At 37.7% G+C, this 18,693-nt stretch carries 13 protein-coding genes; 6 read left to right on the forward strand and 7 right to left on the reverse strand.

Going from position 1 to position 18,693, the window contains the following annotated elements; all coding sequences use genetic code 11:
- Positions 1-1,134: 1,134 nt before the first annotated feature.
- The 5 genes from ACFIJR_RS00925 to ACFIJR_RS00945 form a co-directional block, all read right to left on the reverse strand.
- The gene (locus ACFIJR_RS00925) at positions 1,135-2,025 is read right to left on the reverse strand and encodes a metallophosphoesterase family protein (RefSeq protein WP_375625089.1); all 891 of its coding nucleotides are present in this window, start codon (positions 2,023-2,025) and stop codon (positions 1,135-1,137) included.
- Positions 2,026-2,920: 895 nt separating this feature from the next.
- Positions 2,921-5,017 (reverse strand): glutamine amidotransferase, encoded by a 2,097-nt coding sequence (locus ACFIJR_RS00930; protein WP_375625762.1) that lies wholly within the window; start codon positions 5,015-5,017, stop codon positions 2,921-2,923.
- A complete protein-coding gene (locus tag ACFIJR_RS00935; protein ID WP_375625764.1) occupies positions 5,014-7,812 on the reverse strand; it encodes a DUF4159 domain-containing protein in 2,799 nt (932 codons plus the stop codon). Before ACFIJR_RS00935 ends, ACFIJR_RS00930 begins: the two co-directional genes overlap by 4 nt.
- Positions 7,809-8,720 (reverse strand): DUF58 domain-containing protein, encoded by a 912-nt coding sequence (locus tag ACFIJR_RS00940; protein WP_375625766.1) that lies wholly within the window; start codon positions 8,718-8,720, stop codon positions 7,809-7,811. The genes ACFIJR_RS00935 and ACFIJR_RS00940 overlap by 4 nt, the downstream gene beginning before the upstream one ends.
- Positions 8,721-9,752 carry an AAA family ATPase gene (locus ACFIJR_RS00945; RefSeq protein ID WP_375625768.1) on the reverse strand — a complete coding sequence of 344 codons (1,032 nt, stop codon included), beginning with the start codon at positions 9,750-9,752 and terminating at the stop codon, positions 8,721-8,723.
- 246 nt (positions 9,753-9,998) lie between these two features.
- On the opposite strand from ACFIJR_RS00945, the gene ACFIJR_RS00950 reads away from it, so the two are divergent.
- Positions 9,999-11,252: a CCA tRNA nucleotidyltransferase gene (locus ACFIJR_RS00950; protein ID WP_375625770.1), complete on the forward strand. Its 1,254-nt coding sequence runs from the start codon at positions 9,999-10,001 to the stop codon at positions 11,250-11,252.
- A 537-nt stretch (positions 11,253-11,789) separates the two neighbouring features.
- Here the strand turns inward: ACFIJR_RS00950 and ACFIJR_RS00955 are convergent.
- The gene (locus ACFIJR_RS00955; RefSeq protein ID WP_012754878.1) at positions 11,790-12,266 is read right to left on the reverse strand and encodes a tRNA (cytidine(34)-2'-O)-methyltransferase; all 477 of its coding nucleotides are present in this window, start codon (positions 12,264-12,266) and stop codon (positions 11,790-11,792) included.
- Positions 12,267-12,994: 728 nt separating this feature from the next.
- Between ACFIJR_RS00955 and petA the strand changes: the two genes are divergently transcribed.
- The 4 genes from petA (at position 12,995) to ACFIJR_RS00975 (ending at position 16,245) form a co-directional block, all read left to right on the forward strand.
- On the forward strand, positions 12,995-13,543 hold the full coding sequence (gene petA, locus ACFIJR_RS00960; protein WP_375625083.1) for a ubiquinol-cytochrome c reductase iron-sulfur subunit: 549 nt from the start codon (positions 12,995-12,997) through the stop codon (positions 13,541-13,543).
- Positions 13,544-13,547: 4 nt separating this feature from the next.
- Positions 13,548-14,804 (forward strand): cytochrome bc complex cytochrome b subunit, encoded by a 1,257-nt coding sequence (locus tag ACFIJR_RS00965; protein ID WP_375625773.1) that lies wholly within the window; start codon positions 13,548-13,550, stop codon positions 14,802-14,804.
- Complete coding sequence (locus ACFIJR_RS00970) at positions 14,798-15,691, forward strand: cytochrome c1 (protein WP_375651566.1); 894 nt, start codon at positions 14,798-14,800, stop codon at positions 15,689-15,691. The genes ACFIJR_RS00965 and ACFIJR_RS00970 overlap by 7 nt, the downstream gene beginning before the upstream one ends.
- 113 nt (positions 15,692-15,804) lie before the next feature.
- Entirely contained in the window at positions 15,805-16,245 is a 441-nt protein-coding gene (locus ACFIJR_RS00975; RefSeq protein WP_375625080.1) for a PRC-barrel domain-containing protein, read from the forward strand.
- A gap of 157 nt (positions 16,246-16,402) precedes the next feature.
- On the opposite strand, the gene ychF is transcribed toward ACFIJR_RS00975, so the two are convergent.
- Entirely contained in the window at positions 16,403-17,506 is a 1,104-nt protein-coding gene (ychF, locus tag ACFIJR_RS00980; protein ID WP_375648322.1) for a redox-regulated ATPase YchF, read from the reverse strand.
- A 264-nt stretch (positions 17,507-17,770) separates the two neighbouring features.
- Between ychF and ACFIJR_RS00985 the strand changes: the two genes are divergently transcribed.
- Complete coding sequence (locus tag ACFIJR_RS00985) at positions 17,771-18,514, forward strand: L,D-transpeptidase (protein WP_375648323.1); 744 nt, start codon at positions 17,771-17,773, stop codon at positions 18,512-18,514.
- Positions 18,515-18,693 lie beyond the last annotated feature (179 nt).

An 18,693-nucleotide genomic window follows, 5' to 3' on the forward strand; every position in this document is an offset into this window, starting at 1 on the left:
GGAGAGCCGTGAGATAAAAAACATGAAAGAAAGAATAAAAATACTCCTTATGAACCTTCTCAAGTGCCAAAGGCTGTCGCTGCATTGGGACTTGGCAAAGTGTGAGATTTTGATACTAGCTGGCTTTTTCATAAACGTAAAGATGGTGCTGCTAAATGGACTTATCATTACATTATTCATAGGTGCTGTGGGAAATGGATTTGGGTGCTTTAAAAGATGCTTTTTTAAAACAAACACATGAATTGGCAACTTAATTGCGTTTTGTTTTATTTGAAATACCTCTCATACAATCGACGTTTCTGTTTTTCATTGTCGTAAGATATTTATTTAATAACAAAAAATCGTTAAAGCACGTAAAACTACATCCGCAATAAAACTTAATAATAATAATTTATATTAATAAAATATCTATAAAGATTATTATAAAGTGATTTATAGGAAAAAATAGATAGCAAATTATGAATTTATCGAGACATAAAAAACATTATTAACTATGCCTATTATAGAAATAGAATCTATTATTTTTATAAATCTTTTAAATGTACGATAATAAATGTCGAATGAAATAGTAGGGGATTATTTCAAATATATTTACGATAAATCTGTATTGACGATAAATCAATCAACATCATTTGTTCATGAACTACAAGTATGTTTGGTTATTAAAATTATATACTTTAGTTATTGATTTTCAGGTATAGAATCTGAATGAGGTTCTCTATTATTCTATAGAAGATACATCACTGTAGTGGTATAAGGATTTTGCGCATTAGATGCTTTTGGAGGAGTGTATGATAAAATTCAAGGCATGATTTGTGTGTAGAACTTTGTGAAGTCAATCACATGCACAATTAGCAGGTGGAATCTGTGCGACAAGAATCTGGATTATTTATAGATCAGGTGTGGTAGAAGTTTTCGTCCTTTAGGACGGGAAGGAAGTAGACCGATGAGCTTGTAAAGCCAGTCATATAAGAGGGGTAGCAGATAGAATTCTCTGAGAGAAATTAATTTATCGACAGAGAAAGTGAAACTTTGTCTTTTAAGGAGAAAAAGGGAAATAAGAATTATGATTTCCAAAGGGATATGAAATAAAAATATTTTCGTTTTTGGTTGTTTTGGCAACTATGAAGGTGTTTAAAGATTAATTGTTTCAATACATGCAATCTCGTTTTGAGGGTTGATAATGCTATAACGTTGCAATTGGCAGTGCCATTGATTTTGTAAGTGTTCAATGGAAAATAAATTAAAGCCTGCGGGTGGTTTTTTATCACCAAAAGCTTGTGATGCGGAAGGAACACCAACAATAGGAATTTTTTTAATTGGTCCTTCAATGTAATTCAATGTGGGTAAATGAGTATGTCCGTGAAGAATAAGTTCGCAACCGTGATATTTGATAACGTCTAGAAAACGTTTTATATCTCGTAGTTTTTTATGCCAAGATGTTGCCTTGGGAAAGGGGGGATGGTGAATCATGACGACACGAAAAAGGTTACGCTGTGCTGCTTCCTTTAAAAAGAGCGGTAAAGTTTGCGCTTGCATTTTACCAAAATAACCAGAAGCTTGAAAAGGTGGTGTCGCGATGGCTGAAGAAGTTGCTATGATGGCGACATTTTTGCGAATGCGCATATAAGGAAAAAGAAAGGCGCTTTTTTGAGGGACATCACCTGTGATCCAAGGTTTAAAAAGAGTACATGCTTTTTGGAAAGCACCGCGGACATAGGCGTCATGATTTCCAAATGTCAAGGAAATATCTTGAGGTTGTCCTAAGTTAAGTAGCCAACGATGTGCTTGTTCAAATTCCTTATCTAGAGCAAGATTAACAAGATCACCAGAGATCACAAGATGATCAGGTTTTTTTTTGTTCAAGACATCTATTAAAGTTTCTAGGACATTTGTTACCATTTGACTCTTACGTTTTCTTTGCCAATTCAGATAACCGGTAAGACGCTTTCCAGAAAGTTCAAAAAGGGAAGGTTGCGGGAGAGGGGAAAGATGTACATCCGATATATGGGCAAGATAAAACATAAAAGCTCGTAGAGTATTAAAAATGATTTAGATAATAAGCATAAGATAAGTTGATACTTAAAGGCAAGAAGGATTGTAAAATGAAAAATAGCTTGTTGAAAATATGAGAAAATTCTTTTAAGAATTAACGCTGTATTGTATTTTTTATGAAAAGAACAACATAATACAACATATCATTCTTGGTAGCCGATATGTTTTTTCTATGATGGGATAGACTTTAAAATGATGGTCATAAAGTTTTAAGACTTTTAAACAGCTTTCATACGACCACACATTATCATAAAAAATCTAATTATTCAGTATAAAATGCAAAAGAATGTATTGTATTTATCAGGAATTTTTACGGTTTTTGGCTGCCATGTATTGCTTTTAACGGGAGATTTTTTCACGCAAAACAGAACGATTCAAGAAGAAGATCCCAAATAAAATATCATTGTGTTGTACATTCATATATTTGTTTTGAAGAGATATTTCCCAGTGCGCTTGATCGCATTTCACGAAAGTTCTCAATTCTATGAAAAGTCTCGTTTATAAGGCTTATTATGCGCCACCATTTTACATTTATACAAGGTGCAAAGTAAAACCATCATACTATTCCCTCCCAATTTTGTGAAAATCCTTGCTTTAAGAGGATTCATAAGAGGTACTTTACTCTTTTCTTCAATGGTGTTTATTCATACAGATCTCTTTTAATGATGTGCAAGCGAGTGATTTTAATTAATTTAATATAGAAAGTATTACAAAAAAGAAAAACCCTACAGGGAATAATAACTCAATATGACAATAATGATAAATTATCATTATAGATCAATGTTTTTATCTAATTGTAAAAGACAAGAAAATACACAAAAAAATAAGCTGAATTTTAAGACTATTATATGAAATTTCAGATTTTTCAACGGCTTTCACGATACCACATGCTGCTCAACAGTAAAAGGCAAGCAAGCAGCGCCAAGAAACCAGAAAATATCGAAAAATAAAAGGTATTAATTAAACGGGTTTCTGTCGCTTCTTTCAGAACAATTGAATGTGCTGGGGAAGAAGACGGGTTTATTTTTGATTGAATCAGCTTGAATGGAGGAAGATGAATGTTTTCTTTTCCCTCAGGGTGTAACCGTCCGATGTAACCACCGGTGTGCTTAATAATGGGAGCTAGTTTTTCTTGTGTTGAAATTAAGTCAAACAATTCAAGATTATCGAGTATCCCTACAGAAGAAAGTATTGTTAAATCGCCATTTTTAATGGTAAAAATTCCTGTTTCATCAGTGGTCCCGGTTGCGCTGAAGAGACCTTCTTGCTCTTTGGTGAGAGTGATATTTTCTTTTTTTCCAGAAGGAAAGGTTATTTCAGCGGGTTCTGGATGGTCTTTTAGAGTTTGGCGGCGAATTGTTAAATGATGATGGCTGCTGGTTGCACTTAATTTTTCTTCCTCAAGCTCTGGTTCTTTCATGAGCCAATGGGCAATACGACGATAAAGAGCTGCATAAGGACCGCCGCCTTCGAAACCTCGTGCCCAAAGCCAACTTTCATCGGAGAGCAACATGCCTACACGTCCTTTATCAACATGCGCGAGAAGTAAAAGTGGTTGTTCATCGGCTCCTTTCATGAGGGCGATTCCGTTATTTATGTTTTGAATAGCAATTTGTCGCAACCATTGCCCCCATTGAGAAGCTGGAAGGTTAAGTGTTGCAAGTCCCCTTGTGACAGGATGGCGCTCACCTTCTTTGGTTAATGTGGGGCGAAAAGGCTTTTCAATAATAGTTCCATTGGGCAATGCCGGTAGAATGCTTATTAAAGGTGTTTTCGCAAGTGAGTTGTTTTTTGTAAATTCAGGTCCTGTTACCATCAGCAATGCCCCCCCCTTTTGTACATATTGGGCGATATAATCATAATAGATTAAGGGTAGAGCAGCAGAGTGCTGGTAGCCATCAAGGATGATGAGATCAAAGTTATTAATCTCTTCAACAAAGAGTTTTCTTGTCGGAAAGACCACCAAGGATAATTGGCTTAAGGGCGTATTATCTGCTTTGGTGGGAGGACGTAAAATAGTAAAGTGAACAAGATCAATATTGGAGTCACCTTTCAAAAGGTCTCGCCATGTCCGTTCTCCATTATAAGGAGCACCTGAAATAAGAAGAACGCGTAAATTTTCTCTGATTCCTTCAATGATTGTTATGGCGCGGTTGTTTTCAAAGCTTAGTTCACCTTTGTGTGGATCGGTTATCACTTGGATAATATTTTTTTCAGCATGAGGAAGGGTAATTTCAGTTTGAAAAATCACGCCAGGAGTTACAGAATAATGGCCAATGTCTTGCCCATTGACGCTTAATGTAATATTTGCTTTCTGTGGTATTGTTTTTTGGGCTGGCCCTTTATCTTCTACCAAAATGGAGAGCGTTTGTGGTTTGTTGACAAGGGCAAAGCGTGGAGGAGAAATAAACTTGATTTGGCGATCAAATTCATCTGAGTGCCCTGTAATCAGGGCATTGAGAGGGGCTTCATGATGAAGGTCTGATAGGTCAGGAATGTCATGCACTTGTCCATCGGTGATAAAAATGGTTCCTGCATAACGAGAGGGCGGTACATCAGATACTGCTTGTTTTAAAGCCTCAAACAAATTCGTTGAGGGCGCATACTGATTATCAGCAAGTTTTCCAGCTTCAATAAAGCGTGGTTCAAATTGTGGATAATGCGCTAATGCTTGCGTTAATTGCGCGCGCGCTTCATCACTGTCGTTTGTACGTGTTCCAAATGTTTGGCTTTTGCTGCGGTCAATAACAATACCTACGGTGCTTTTCAGTGGTTCGCGCTGTTCTTTTATGATCATTGGATTGAGCAAAGCAAGGATGAGGGCGCTTAATGCCATCAGACGAAATAAAGAACCTTGACGTTGCGTAACAAGACCAACAACGACAAAAAGCATTGATATTCCACTTAAGAACAGAATCCAAATGAGTGGTAAAAAAGGCTGAAAAGTGAAAAATGATATCATTGCCTTCTTTCTCTTTTAAAGCGTTCCAAGAGTGCTGGAACATGAACTTGGTCCGCTTTATAGTTTCCTGTAAGAACATAAAGGACAATATTTAAACCTGCACGAAATGCCCATAGACGTTGCATTGGATCATTGGGAACAAGGGGATATTTCCATGTCCCTTTTTCATCGAGTGCCCAAGCCCCGGCAAAGTTATTGGCGGTGATGAGAAGAGAACTTACATTATCACCGCTAGCAAGAGAATTTTTATTTTTTTTGTTTGTTGATGAGGATTCAATCCATAAAGGTGAACCACGGTAGAGACCAGGAAAATCTGGCATAATATAAAAAGAACGTGCAACAACATGATCCGTTGATGCTGGCTCAATGGATGGAATATTTAACTCTTTTAAGATATCTCGTAATCGTTGCGTTTCTGGAGTGGCATCTCCTTCAAGATTAAGATTACTCTTTATCTGATCGCGTGTGTCAAATAAAATTGTTCCCCCATGTTTCATAAAGTTATTTATTTTTTCAAGACTTTTGGGGGTAGGTATAGGACTCTTAACATCAATTGGCCAGTAAATAAGAGGATAAAAAGAGAGTTCATCTTTATCGAGATCAAGTGCTGTAACAGAGCCTGGGGTAAGCATTGTACGTTCTGCGATAAATTGACTTAACGCTTCTAGACCACTTTTACTCGTTGTATCAATTTCATGATTATTGGTTATAACATAGGCAAGATGTGTTGCACCAGCAGCTTGTACACTATCATGATGATTTTCTTTCGTTTGTGCATGAAGTGTTGGATCATATGAAAATAAGGCAATAAGACTTATAAAAGGGAGGAGAAATATATTACGCCGTTTCATGAAAGAAAAAATATCTCCCATCCATAAAATGAGAAAATTGTCAAAGGCGAATAATAAGATGGCTAATCCTAAAAGTGGACCGATAAGATTTTTTTCTTTTGTATCGTAAGATAAAGGGCTTTTATTAAGAGAAGTTGGCAATGATGATTGTTTCATCAAGTGCGACGAATGAGTTAAGAGATTGAGTGCATAAAAATCGCTTTTGACACCATAAAGTCCTGGGGGAGTATTATAGGAAGGATGGGGTGGATTTTGAGAGTCAAAGACCAGTGGAACAACATGAGAGGGCGGTACTTGTAATTGTCCGTCAGCGGCTATGGTTCGCCACGGGTTTTGTACCATTGTTCTTTTTTCTCTATGTGTTAGGTTGGTGTTTTCGTGAGACCCTAATGTGATTAGTTTTTGCAACATTTGTGCAAAAAAGCCAGAAAGAGGAAGATTAGACCATGTTGGGTCAGGAGCAACATGAATGAGAATGAGGGTTCCTTTACCACGTTTTGCTGCGGTAATAAGAGGGGTTCCATCCGCAAGGCTAAGCCACGTTTTTTCAAAAAGATCTGGGGCTGGTTCTGCGAGGATTTGGCGCGAGACAGAGACATCTTCTGGAAAAGGGAGATCAAAGAAAAAACTATTTTTTGCAAAAGGAGCAAGCTTTTGTGGTTTCGTCCAAGACATAATACTTCCAAGGAAACGTTGACCCTGACGCAGCGGTATCGGAAGGAGACTATCATAATGTTCTGCACTACTGAGTTTTTCTCCTGCAAAGCGGATGAGTGTTCCCCCTTTATTCACAAAATCAGAAAGTTTTTTTTCTGCTTTTTCAGGCATGTTAACCATGTCGCTCATAATGAAAACAGATGGATTTTGTTTAAGCAAATAATCAATATCCGTTGAAAGCTCTCTTCCACCGGCGGTTATAAGCTGTGTATATTCCTGTAATGCTTTGATAATGTAATAAAATGGAGAAAGTAAAGGCTGTGCCATTTCATTGGTATCGGGTGATAGAAGAGCAACACGGCTTATCCTATTATGGCTGTCTACCAAGAAAGTTGCAGCAGCATGGTTTTGATTATTCATTTTTATCCAAGCGATGTCATTGCGTAGTTCAAGTGGTACATCAAAAGGGACAAGAGCTGTTGTTTCTCCTTCAGAAAAATTTTTCGTAAATTGACCGAGAAGTTGATTGTTTGAATCGTAGAGGTTGAGTGTAGCGGAAGTTTTGCCGTGTGTTGTTGAGCGGATAATACGCGCGACCATACTTCCATCATTATTTTCTACGGATGTTATACCGATTAAATCGGAAATATCCGCCAAATACCATAAGAATTTTTCAGGTTTTAATTCTTCAAGCAAAGCAAAAGTTTGCTCATCTTCATTTGTTTGTAATCCATCACTTAAATAAGCAATATCAAGAGGTTTTCCTTTGGTTATTTTTCTGAGTTTTTTTAAGACATGCACACGGTTGACAGACCAAGGACGCGGTTGCAAATGCATTAAATGCTGTTTTATAATCTTAGCTGGTTGGGGCTCTATATTGGAGATATCATTTTCAGCCGTTGCAACAAGGTAAATATTTTTTTGCTGTTTTTCTGCCTGTGTAAGGAGCATTTCAGCGATAGAGATGCGCTTTTTCCATTCTTTTACAGAAGCCCAACCATTATCAATAATGAGTGCAAGGGGTTGAGATCCCGAAAAGCTGATTGGTTTTTGATTCCACGTGGGGCGTGCTAAAGCTATGATAACAAGTGCCGCTATGGTTAAACGCAACAAGAGCAACCACCAAGGTGTATGTTTTGCTGTTTCCTGCTGATGAGTCGGTTTGGGTAAGAAGCGTAACGGAGGGAAAAGCTCTTTACGCGGAGATGGAGGAGTTATCCGCAACAGCCACCAAATGACCGGTAGGAATAAAAGCCCTAGTAACAGAAAGGGAGCAGAAAAACTCAAAGCGCCCCCCTTTTTTGCAATGGAGAGCCGCCCATTGTATTTGCAAGATAAAAAATGGTCTCTGTTAAAGGTTGATCCGTTGTACTAACATGATAAGACCATCCTTGGCGTGCGCAAAAATTTGCCAATTCTTGTCGCCTTGCGTGATATAGTTTACAATAGTTCTTACGAAGATCTTCTGCTTTTGTGGAAACATGTTTCTCTTTCGTTTCAGGATCAAAAAATTCTGTGTGGCCTGTGTAGGGAAAGCTTTCTTCTGCGGGATCAGAAATTTCAATTAAATGAGCTGTCACCTGTTTTGTAGTTAAAACAGTTAAATGTTGGATGATTTTTTCAGGATAGTCGAGAAAATCACTCATTATAACGACATGTGAAAAGCGTGTAATCGTTGAAAAATCCGGAAATGAATTTTCATCTGAATGATTTTCTAAAGCAAAGGCTATTCGCTCTACGACATTTGATGTCATTGTGGGGGACATTAAGTTTGGAATAGCAATATGTTCGCCACTGCGAGCAAGAAGTGATGCTAGGGTAAGGGTAAGAATAATGGCATGATTACCTTTAGAGATTTTAGAAAAGCGCGAACAGTAATGCATTGATGCGCTCTGATCGAGACAGAGCCAAACGATTTGTGTCATTTGCCATTCGTGTTCGCGGAGATACGTATTTTCATCACGCGCTGAGCGACGCCAATCAATGCGGGTAATGGATTCTCCTTCCATATAGGGACGAAATTGCCAAAAGTTTTCCCCATTACCGCGTTTACGTTGTCCATGCCATCCGGTTATCAGTGTATTAGCGATATGACGCGCTTGTAAAAGGAAATATGGCATTTTGCCAATATCCTTATGGAGTTCATTTGCCAGCGACAATGGAGGCTTTTGTAAAACTTTTTTGCCAATAGCCATTCAAAGAGCATCTTTCACAAGATTATTGATAATATCTTTTACGGTTATATCTTCAGCACGGGCAGAAAAATTAAGAGCCATGCGGTGTTGTAATACGGGATAGGCCAATGCTTCAACATCATCAAGTGAGGGGGCTAAGCGTCCATAATAAAGAGCACGGGCGCGAACACAAAGTGAAAGGGCTTGTGATGCCCGTGGACCAGGTCCCCAAGAAACATAAGTATTAGCAAGGCTATTGTCTTTATGAGGGCGAGTTGAGCGGACAATTTTTAAAATAGCTTCGATCACATTTTCTGAAAGAGGCATTTTGCGAACGATATTTTGAATTTTTTGCAATTTTTTGGCAGATAAAATTGGTTTTGCATTTGATTTCTTTTCTTTTGTTGTTTCTAAAATGATCCGTCGCTCTGTTGTGAGGTCAGGATAGTCAATATCGATTTGCATCAAAAAGCGATCTAGTTGCGCTTCAGGAAGTGGATAGGTTCCTTCTTGTTCGAGAGGATTTTGCGTTGCAAGAACATGAAAAGGTTGTGGCAAATCATAACGGTTACCTGCAACAGTAACATGATATTCTTGCATAGCTTGTAAAAGGGCTGACTGTGTCCGTGGAGAAGCACGATTGATTTCATCGGCCATGAGAAGTTGCGTGAAAATAGGACCTTGAATGTATCGAAAAGAACGTTTACCGTCTTTATCGGAATCCATAATTTCAGAACCAATAATATCCGATGGCATTAAGTCAGGAGTAAATTGGATGCGTTTTTCGTCAAGCCCTAAGACTGTTCCCAATGTTTCAACAAGACGTGTTTTTGCAAGTCCTGGAGCACCAACAAGAAGGGCGTGACCACCAGCAAAAATAGCGATTAAAGCATATTCGATTACCTGATTTTGCCCAAAAATAACTTTGTCAATTTCTTGTTGTAAAATATCCAATTCTTTGTGTGCCGTATCAATATCATCAATAATGACTTGAGCCTCATGATTGATATTGACCTTTTTTACAGAATTGGATGATGGATCATGTTGACTCATATTTCTTCCTTAAGGCGTTTGTCGCAAAAATGGTAATTTTCTCTGCATGATAATGGATATCTTATTGTTTGTAACAGAAAATGAGAAGAAATGAAGTATCATATGCCATTTTTTCATATTCGTATACAAGAAGAGAAAAGTTTTTTGGAAGGAATAGACGTGTTTTATAAGGGATGTCTTAAAAATTTTGTTGTATGAAGAGAGTTCTTTAAAGCAATGAAGACAACTTTTTTGAAAGGTTAAAGGGTGAACATAAGACAGGACTTCAAACAGGTTGCGTGGTTACAACAAAGGGATATCCAAACACTTCTTCGTGTTTTGTCTTTGGAGGGAGAAGAGGCGCGTATTGTAGGGGGAGCAGTGCGCAATCAACTGCTAGGGCAGCCTATTAGTGATATTGATATTGCAACAACCTGTTTGCCGCAACAGGTTATTGCACGTGTAGAAGAAGCAGGATTTAAAGCTATTCCTACAGGGATTACTTTTGGTACAATAACAGTAGTTGCTCATTCATGTTCCTATGAGGTTACAACGCTTCGCTGCGATATTGAAACAGATGGTCGTCATGCAAAAGTGGCATTTGGTCGTGATTGGAAAAAAGATGCTGAACGGCGGGATTTTACGATAAATGCGCTTTATTGTGATGCTGCTGGCAATCTTTATGATGATGTGGGAGGTTTGAGTGATATTGCTAGCCGAACAGTTCGTTTTATTGGGATTGCAGAAGATCGTATTTGCGAAGATTATTTGCGTATTTTACGTTTTTTTCGCTTTTTTGCATGGTATGGAGCAGGGCGACCTGATGTACAAGGATTGAAGGCATGTGTTCGTTTAAAAGACGGTTTAAAAAAACTTTCTTCTGAACGTATTTGGGCAGAAATGAAAAAGCTTCTTACGGCGTTTGATCCAACGCGTGCTCTGTTATGGATGCGACAAAGCAGAATTTTGGCACTCATTTTTCCTGAAACAGAACGATGGGGTATTGATGCAATTCACGCATTGGTGAAGACAGAACACGCTCTTGGTTGGAAAGTTGATCCATTGTTACGGCTAGAAAGCCTTCTTCCTCCTGACCCCATACGTCTTCATGAAATGGCACAGCGCTTGCATTTTTCCCATAAAGAAAGAACGCGATTAAAAGAATGGGCAGAGTTAGAAATAATAAACCAAAACAGTTCTGATCATTTTGTGCAAAAACTGATTTATTTTCATGGACGACAGCCAGTTTTAGATCAATTATCGTTGTCTGTCGCTGCATCACATCTCGATAATCTGGAAAAAAGTGATGCTTTGCAAAAAGCAGAGGATTATGTCAAGCTTCATCAACTTGCCAAAAAATGGCAGATTCCAACTTTTCCCATTAATGGTAACGATTTAATAAAGAAAGGTTTTGCTAAAGGTGTGCTTTTAGGAAAAAAGCTTAAAGAGTTAGAAATGATATGGGTTGAAAGCGGATTTTTAATGGATCGTCATGTATTATTAGAAAAAATTGATTTATAATAATAATTCATTATTCGTCATGTGAAACAAGAGCTCTGAATATTGTAAGGTTATTTCAAACCTGTTCTTATTACATCAATCAAAATTATAGCCTTACACATTACAAGTGGGGAAATCCGTGTGAGGAAAAATGATTACAGAGAGAAAAAAAGTCTCGTATGAACCATTTCAAAGATAAGGATTTTGAAAGTGAAAACGGATAAAAAGAATAATGATAGCGGTTTGCACTTTGTATGAGCATAAAGAGGGGGATGTCCAATGGATTTTTACTATGAGGAGTATTTAATCATTCATAGGTGGTGATATGAAATGGATGTGATGAGCACTAAGAAATATTTATTTTATCAGCACTTGATTGTTGGAAAATGATAAGCGTTATACGCTCTAACTGTTCTTTATATGTTGTATATTGTTTTCGTGATAATTTATGGGTTTTTATAGGCATTCTGTAAGTTATTCCAAAAGTATTATTGAACTTTATGCGCTTTTAATTACTCATTATATTCTACTAAAGATTTTAATGGAATTGTTGTGTTTTTATAGATTACAGTTTCTTTCATGATAACCAATTTGTCGTAATGCTTCTCCCGTTGTTATGGCTACGCACATGGCGAGATTTAGAGAGCGTGCCTGTGGTTGCATGGGAATTTTCAATGTGTAATCGGCAGCTTCATGAACATAATCGGGAACCCCAGCTGTTTCACGACCAAAAAGTAAAACATCATTTTTTTGATAGCATATCTGCGTATAGCATGTTTTTGCTTTTGTACTTAAAAGCAACAGACGGCGGTTAAAGTGTTTCATGGAGCTTATAAAATGTTGCCAATCGATGTGTCGTTCTAAGGAAGCATATTCGAGATAATCCAATCCTGCGCGTTTGAGATTACGATCCGACAGATTAAAGCCTGCGGGTTCAATAATGTGCACATGTAAACCAAAACAAGCGCTGAGACGTAAAATCGTTCCAGTATTACCAGCGATATCAGGTTGGAAAAGAGCTATATGAAGTGTCATGTTCTCTGTAATATGATTTTTCTTTCGACTTTGTAAAGAAGCGCCACAATTTATTCGAAAAATATGCTTTGAGAAATACATGTTTTTTTACGTTTAATTTTTATTCACTTTAAATTTCAGGGAAAAAGTTATGTACACAGGTTTGTTTGGGATAAGAGAGAATCTCCCTATTAGGGACTTCCTTTATATTGAGCGATACATGAAATGGATTGGCTCATTATGTTGAAAAGTGGGATATTTAATAAGGTTAGATCATCCATTTTAATGAAAATCAACAAAATATGCTTTTTATGCAAAAGCAGAAGCGGAAAAAATACTCATTCAACCAGTTGGAATTGAGGGAGGGAGAGGTGCTGTAAATGTGTTAAAGAAATAATCGATAAGCTCAACTTATTTACTGAGACCTGGTCATAACAAGACTATGTTTCTTTCTTTAGGAGTGTTTATTTACACGCTATCTCCATTTTTCACAGGCGGGGGAGTAATTTTGATTGATTAATATGAATAGGTTTGAAATGAAAGAAGTTTACGGTGTTTCAGTATTTCATTCACTCTGTAAAACGATGAATTATCATTATAAAGCAGTTTTTTGTATAGACCATACAAATGGCAGAAGTTTTTTACAGGCATGTTGTTATGGTTGAGGCAACTCAGTGATCAAGCATTGTACAATGGGAGAGGGTATGGTAGAAGAATGTTTTAGCAAATAGTCTCTTTAAGTTAAGGCCATGGTTGAGCAAACGAGGCGGGATTTTCTGTTTTTGGTAACAGCTGTTGCAGGAGCAGTTGGAATGGGAGCGGTTGCGTGGCCTTTTATCCGTCAGTTGCGTCCAGATGAAGCTATTTTGGCATCTTCCTCTGTTGAGGTTGATCTTTCTGGTATTGAAGAGGGGATGTCGGTGACGGTAAAGTGGCGAGGACAGCCTGTTGTTATTCGAAATCGTACGACAAAAGAAATTGCTGATGCGCGCGCTACTAAATTAAGTCTTCTAAAAGACCGTCAAGCGCGAAATCCTAATCTTGAAGGTGAAAAAGAAGCAACAGATTTTGCGCGTTCAGCAGGTAAAGGACGTGAAAATTGGCTTATTGTTATTAATCTTTGTACGCATCTAGGCTGTGTAACACTTGGGCAATCGGGTAAATTTGGAGGATGGTTGTGTCCTTGTCATGGGTCTGTTTATGATACTGCTGGAAGAGTGCGGTCAGGTCCAGCTAACTATAATTTGGCTATTCCACCTTACCAATTTCTTTCTGATACTTTGCTCAAAATAGGATAAGGTTATGACAAGCTTTCCTCCTTATTGTCCTAAAAATGCTCTTGCTCGTTGGTTTGATAAGCGTTTTCCTCTTCCTCGTTTTTTTTATAATACATTTATAATTTTTCCTGTTCCGCGTAATCTTAATTACTTTTACACATTTGGCGGTATTTTGACCATTATGCTTTTATCACAGCTCTTGACTGGTATTGTCTTGGCTATGCATTATGTTCCAGATATTCATTTGGCTTTTGAAACTAGTGAACGATTTCGGCGTGAAGGGCAGTTTGGTTGGCTTTTTCGTCCATGGCATTCTGTAGGATCTTCGTTTTTTTTTATTGCTGTTTATATCCATTTGGCACGTGGACTTTATTATGGTTCTTATAAAAATATGCGAGAAATGGTGTGGGTTACAGGTATTTTTATTTATATCATCATGATGGCAATAGCATTTTTTGGTTATGTGCTTGTTTGGGGGATGATGTCTATTTCAGCGGCTTCAGTGATTGCAGGGCTTTTAAAAACGATACCTTTGGTGGGGACATGGTTGCATGAGACACTTCTGGGTGGTTATGGCGTAGGACAACCAACGTTGAATCGTTTTTATGTTTTCCATTATGTTTTATCATTTGTTTTGCTTCTTTTTGTGGGGCTGCATATTTGGGCAATCCATTGTGTTGGGCAAGGCAATCCAACGGGTCTTGCTATACAATCAGATAAGGAAACGGTTCCATTTTCACCTTATGCGCTTATCAAAGATATTTTTGCTATTACTGTTTTTCTGATCTTCTTTGCCTGGTTTTTGTTTTATATGCCCGATTATATGGGGCAGGCTGAAAATTATAATGTGGCAGATCCTTTAAAAGCACCTCTTCGTGTGGTTCCAGAATGGTATTTTTTGCCTTTTTATGCGATACTTCGTGCTATAACTTTTGATATTGGTATTTTCCCTTCCACTTTTGTGGGCTTTGTTTTATTCGTCAGTTCGATTTGCATTTTAATTTTTGTGCCATGGTTAGACCGCTCTAAAATATGTTCAGCAAGATATCGACCTGTTTATAAAATTTTCTTTTGGGCGTTGGTTATTGATGTCGTTTTCCTTGGTTGGTTGGGGTCAAGAGAAATAAATGACAAAATCCTTTTATGGACGCAATTGGCTACGGTTTATTATTTTATATTCTTTTTGGTTATTTTGCCTACTTTGCCAGCCTTTGAAAAAAATTGTTCTCTTCCTTCTTCAATTATGCAAGATTTAAAACAGAAAAAAAAGAGACTATGGTAAATGTTTTTGTCGGACTGATTGTTATCGTTGCTATGAGCTTTTCTGCTCAGAGTTTAGCGAGAGATGCCTCTGATCAGGAGGAGGAATTTATTTCTTTTCCTTTAAGGATTCCTAAAAAACAAGAATGGAGTTTTTCAGGTCCATTTGGGCTTTATGATAAGGCGCAATTGAGGCGTGGGTTAAAGGTTTATAAACAAGTTTGTTCCAGCTGCCATGGGCTAAAATATGTGGCTTTTCGCAATTTAAAAGCTCTTGGGTATGATCAAGAACAGATTAAAGCTTTGGCGGGGCAATATGAAGTGCGCGATGGTCCTAATCGAGAAGGAAAATTTTTTAAACGTGCTGGGGTTGCAACGGATTATTTCCCTTCTCCCTTTGCGCATGAAGAAGAAGCAAGATTTATTTTGAATAGTGCTTATCCTCCAGATTTGTCATTGATGGTACGTGCACGTAGTGTATCTTTGCCTTTTCCTGCTTTAATTACTGATGCATTGACTCATTATGATACAGCTGGTCCAGATTATATTACAGCTCTTTTAACAGGATATCAGAAGGCACCGAAGGAGATAAAAGTTGCGGATGGTTATTGGTATAATCCTTATTTTATTGGCGGGAATTCTTTAACTATGGCTCCTCCTTTGAGTGATGGTATGGTTGCTTATGAAGATGGAACTCCAGAAATCATTGAACATTACGCGCGCGATGTTTCTGCTTTTTTGATGTGGGCTGCCGATCCTCATATGGAAATTCGTAAAAAAACCGGTTTTCGTGTTATTTTATTTTTAATCATTTTTGCAGGGCTTGTTTATATTTTAAAAAATCGTATTTGGTGTGGTTTAGAAGAAGAGTTAGAGAAAGAAACAAAAGACGAAATAAAGAGAAAATGATAAAGCGACAAGGCTTGAAAGAGTATAGAGTATAAAGAGCATAAGGAACAAATCTGTTTATGATGCATTGAGATTTTATAAAGTAAAAGCAAAGTAAAAACGGAGATGTTAAAATGAAAAAAATTGCATGTACTACTCTTATGTCAATTTTGATGGTTTCTAGTACTTACGCCCAGTCTTTTGAAGTGCCTTCAAAACCTGAAATGATCTCTTCTACGGGTATTGTACAGGTGGGGGTAGATAAGTCTGTGCGTTATGTGACACCTTTAGCAACGGATTTTGTTGCTTCCAGCCTTATAGGCGCCAATGTCTATAATATAGAAGATGAAAATATTGGTGAAGTAAAAGATATTATTTTGCGTGAAAATAATATTGCAGGGTTTGTTGTTGCTGTTGGTGGTTTTCTTGGCATAGGCGAGAGTTATGTAGTCGTTTCTCCAGAAACAATCCAGATGACAAATGATTATGGTAAATGGAAACTCATTACAAATGCGACAAAGGATTCTTTAAAGGACGCTCCAACATTTAAATACGAAGGGCGTTGGGCGCGCTAATTTTATATGTCCATTCTTTAATGGATAAAACTGTTGCTATCATAATAATATGCTAGCAACATTTTTTTGTTCAAAAAATTCTTGGCAGCTTTTGCTACAAGATTCCAAGGACCTATTACAAAGTTTTCAAGATAAACTATTAAGACAGAGTGAAGATTTAAGTATTATGTTTAAATAACATGACATCGCCATCTTGTACAATGTATTCTTTTCCTTCATCGCGGGCTTTTCCTGCTTCTTTTGCACCACTTTCTCCACCCAGAGCAATATAGTCATTGTAACTGATGGTTTGGGCACGAATGAAACCGCGCTCAAAATCTGAGTGAATAACGCCAGCTGCTTGGGGAGCTTTTGTACCACGCGTAATTGTCCATGCTCGTGTTTCCTTAGGCCCACAGGTGAAGTAAGTAATGAGATCAAGCAAAGAGTAGCCAGCACGAATAAGGCGATTTAAACTTGGTTCGAAGAGTCCTAGAGCATTGAGATATTCTGATGCTTCAGCATCACTCAGTTGTGTGATTTCCGCTTCGATAGAAGCAGAAATGATAATGCTTTGCGCATTTTGCTCTGTTGCCATTTTTTCAACTGTTTGGGTAAAGCTATTTCCATGAGCGGCGTCATTTTCGCTTACGTTACAAACATAAAGTACAGGCTTGGAGGTTAAAAGATTCAAACTCTTAAGAATGGGGTGTTCATCGGAAGAGATATCTTTGAGTAATAACCGGACAGGGTTTCCCTGTTGCAGTATGTTTAATGCTTTTTCCATAAGGGGTAAAATTGTGAGAGCTTCTTTATCTTTTCCTGTTGCACGTTTACGGATTTGTACGATTCTTCGCTCAAGGCTCTCAAGATCGGCAAGCATGAGTTCGGTTTCAACGGTTGTGGCATCAGAAACAGGATCAATACGCCCTTCTACATGGGTAATATCTTCATTTTGAAAACATCGTAAAACGTGGACAATGGCATCGACTTCGCGAATATTGGCTAAAAATTTGTTTCCTAAACCTTCGCCTTTTGAAGCTCCTCGTACAAGCCCCGCAATATCGACGAAGTTAATGCGTGTAGGAATTATTTCTTTTGAACCAGCGATTGATGCAATTTTTTCCATTCGTAAATCTGGAACAGCAACTTCACCGGTATTGGGTTCAATGGTACAAAAAGGATAATTGGCAGCCTGTGCAGTGGCTGTTTTTGTTAATGCATTAAAAAGAGTTGATTTCCCAACATTAGGTAATCCGACAATACCGCATTTAAAGCCCATGAGAGTCTTTCTTTTCTTTTGATTTTATAGTCAAGATAGCTTCTTTTTTATAGCATATTTTCAGAAGAGTTATAGTCTTTGTGTTGCGATAAGTGAGAAAAAAGTCTAAAGTAACAGATAATCTGCTTTTTTACCTTAGTTCTTCTTATCTTAATGCTCTCCTTAGTCTCAAGGATAAGAAAACTTCGAATTAATGTTAATAATGTGCTAAGTTTTTCATGATATGCAAATCTGCATAAATAATTAATCGGAGAAAATAGAAGAGTGTTATCTCGTTGTGCCTTTTTAATTGCAGCACTTTTGGCTTTAGCTGGATGTGCTACACATCAGTCAGATATGTCATCGGTTCCTTTTCAACAAGTTCGATACATTCCACCAGAAATACAGGCTTTGTACGGTCCTGTAACGAATGAGACCTATTTGTTACCTGCTGTTGATCTTGCGACAATTGATCCAAAGTTTTGGCGACAAGAAGTGATTTATTATACATCTTATCCACCTGGAACATTGGTTATCGATACGCAAGAGTGTTTTCTTTACCTTATTGGTGAAAATGGAAAGGCTTTGCGTTATGGGATTGGGGTCGGTAAGGAAGGTTTAGCATTTGATGGTGAAGGGGTTGTACAGCGCAAGCGTCGGTGGCCAAATTGGGCTCCTACTGCAGCTATGATGGCTCGAGAACCAGAACGTTATGGTCATCTTGGGAAAGGAATGCCACCAGGACCCGATAATCCATTAGGTGCGCGGGCACTTTATTTGTTCAAAAATGGGAAAGATACACTTTTCCGTATTCATGGCTCACACGAATCGTGGTCAATTGGGCGTGCTATTTCAAGTGGGTGTATTCGTTTGCTTAATCAAGATATTATTGATCTTTATGATCGTGTTCCCGTTGGTTCGCGTGTTGTGGTCTTACAAAACAATAGGAGTATTCCTACAGTTTATAGTCAACAATCAAATGGCTATGATCCGCTACAGTCGACCATTCAGCCAAATGAATTTTTTTAATTTAGGGGAGAAGATTGGAGAGAGCCATTTGAATCTTTTGGTTTGCTGTTCAATCTTCTCTTTCTCTCAAAAGAGAAGATAAGCCTTTCTTTTTCAAAAGTGTACATAAGCTTGTATTCTTATTCTGTTTTCTAGCTTCTCACGTTGCCAACAGATTTTGCCTTTGAGAAAGTTTATAA

This window comes from Bartonella sp. OD88NMGDW (genome assembly GCF_042193775.1).
GTDB lineage: Bacteria > Pseudomonadota > Alphaproteobacteria > Rhizobiales > Rhizobiaceae > Bartonella > Bartonella grahamii.

What these genes read in the sequence shown, in the direction of transcription:
- ACFIJR_RS00965 (WP_375625773.1), top strand. Translation starts at nt 13,548, where the DNA reads ATGACAAGCTTTCCTCCTTATTGTCCTAAAAATGCTCTTGCTCGTTGG.
- ACFIJR_RS00975 (WP_375625080.1), top strand. Translation starts at nt 15,805, where the DNA reads ATGAAAAAAATTGCATGTACTACTCTTATGTCAATTTTGATGGTTTCT.
- ACFIJR_RS00970 (WP_375651566.1), top strand. Translation starts at nt 14,798, where the DNA reads ATGGTAAATGTTTTTGTCGGACTGATTGTTATCGTTGCTATGAGCTTT.
- ACFIJR_RS00945 (WP_375625768.1), bottom strand. Translation starts at nt 9,752, where the DNA reads ATGAGTCAACATGATCCATCATCCAATTCTGTAAAAAAGGTCAATATC.
- ychF (WP_375648322.1), bottom strand. Translation starts at nt 17,506, where the DNA reads ATGGGCTTTAAATGCGGTATTGTCGGATTACCTAATGTTGGGAAATCA.
- petA (WP_375625083.1), top strand. Translation starts at nt 12,995, where the DNA reads ATGGTTGAGCAAACGAGGCGGGATTTTCTGTTTTTGGTAACAGCTGTT.
- ACFIJR_RS00955 (WP_012754878.1), bottom strand. Translation starts at nt 12,266, where the DNA reads ATGACACTTCATATAGCTCTTTTCCAACCTGATATCGCTGGTAATACT.
- ACFIJR_RS00925 (WP_375625089.1), bottom strand. Translation starts at nt 2,025, where the DNA reads ATGTTTTATCTTGCCCATATATCGGATGTACATCTTTCCCCTCTCCCG.
- ACFIJR_RS00940 (WP_375625766.1), bottom strand. Translation starts at nt 8,720, where the DNA reads ATGGCTATTGGCAAAAAAGTTTTACAAAAGCCTCCATTGTCGCTGGCA.
- ACFIJR_RS00930 (WP_375625762.1), bottom strand. Translation starts at nt 5,017, where the DNA reads ATGATATCATTTTTCACTTTTCAGCCTTTTTTACCACTCATTTGGATT.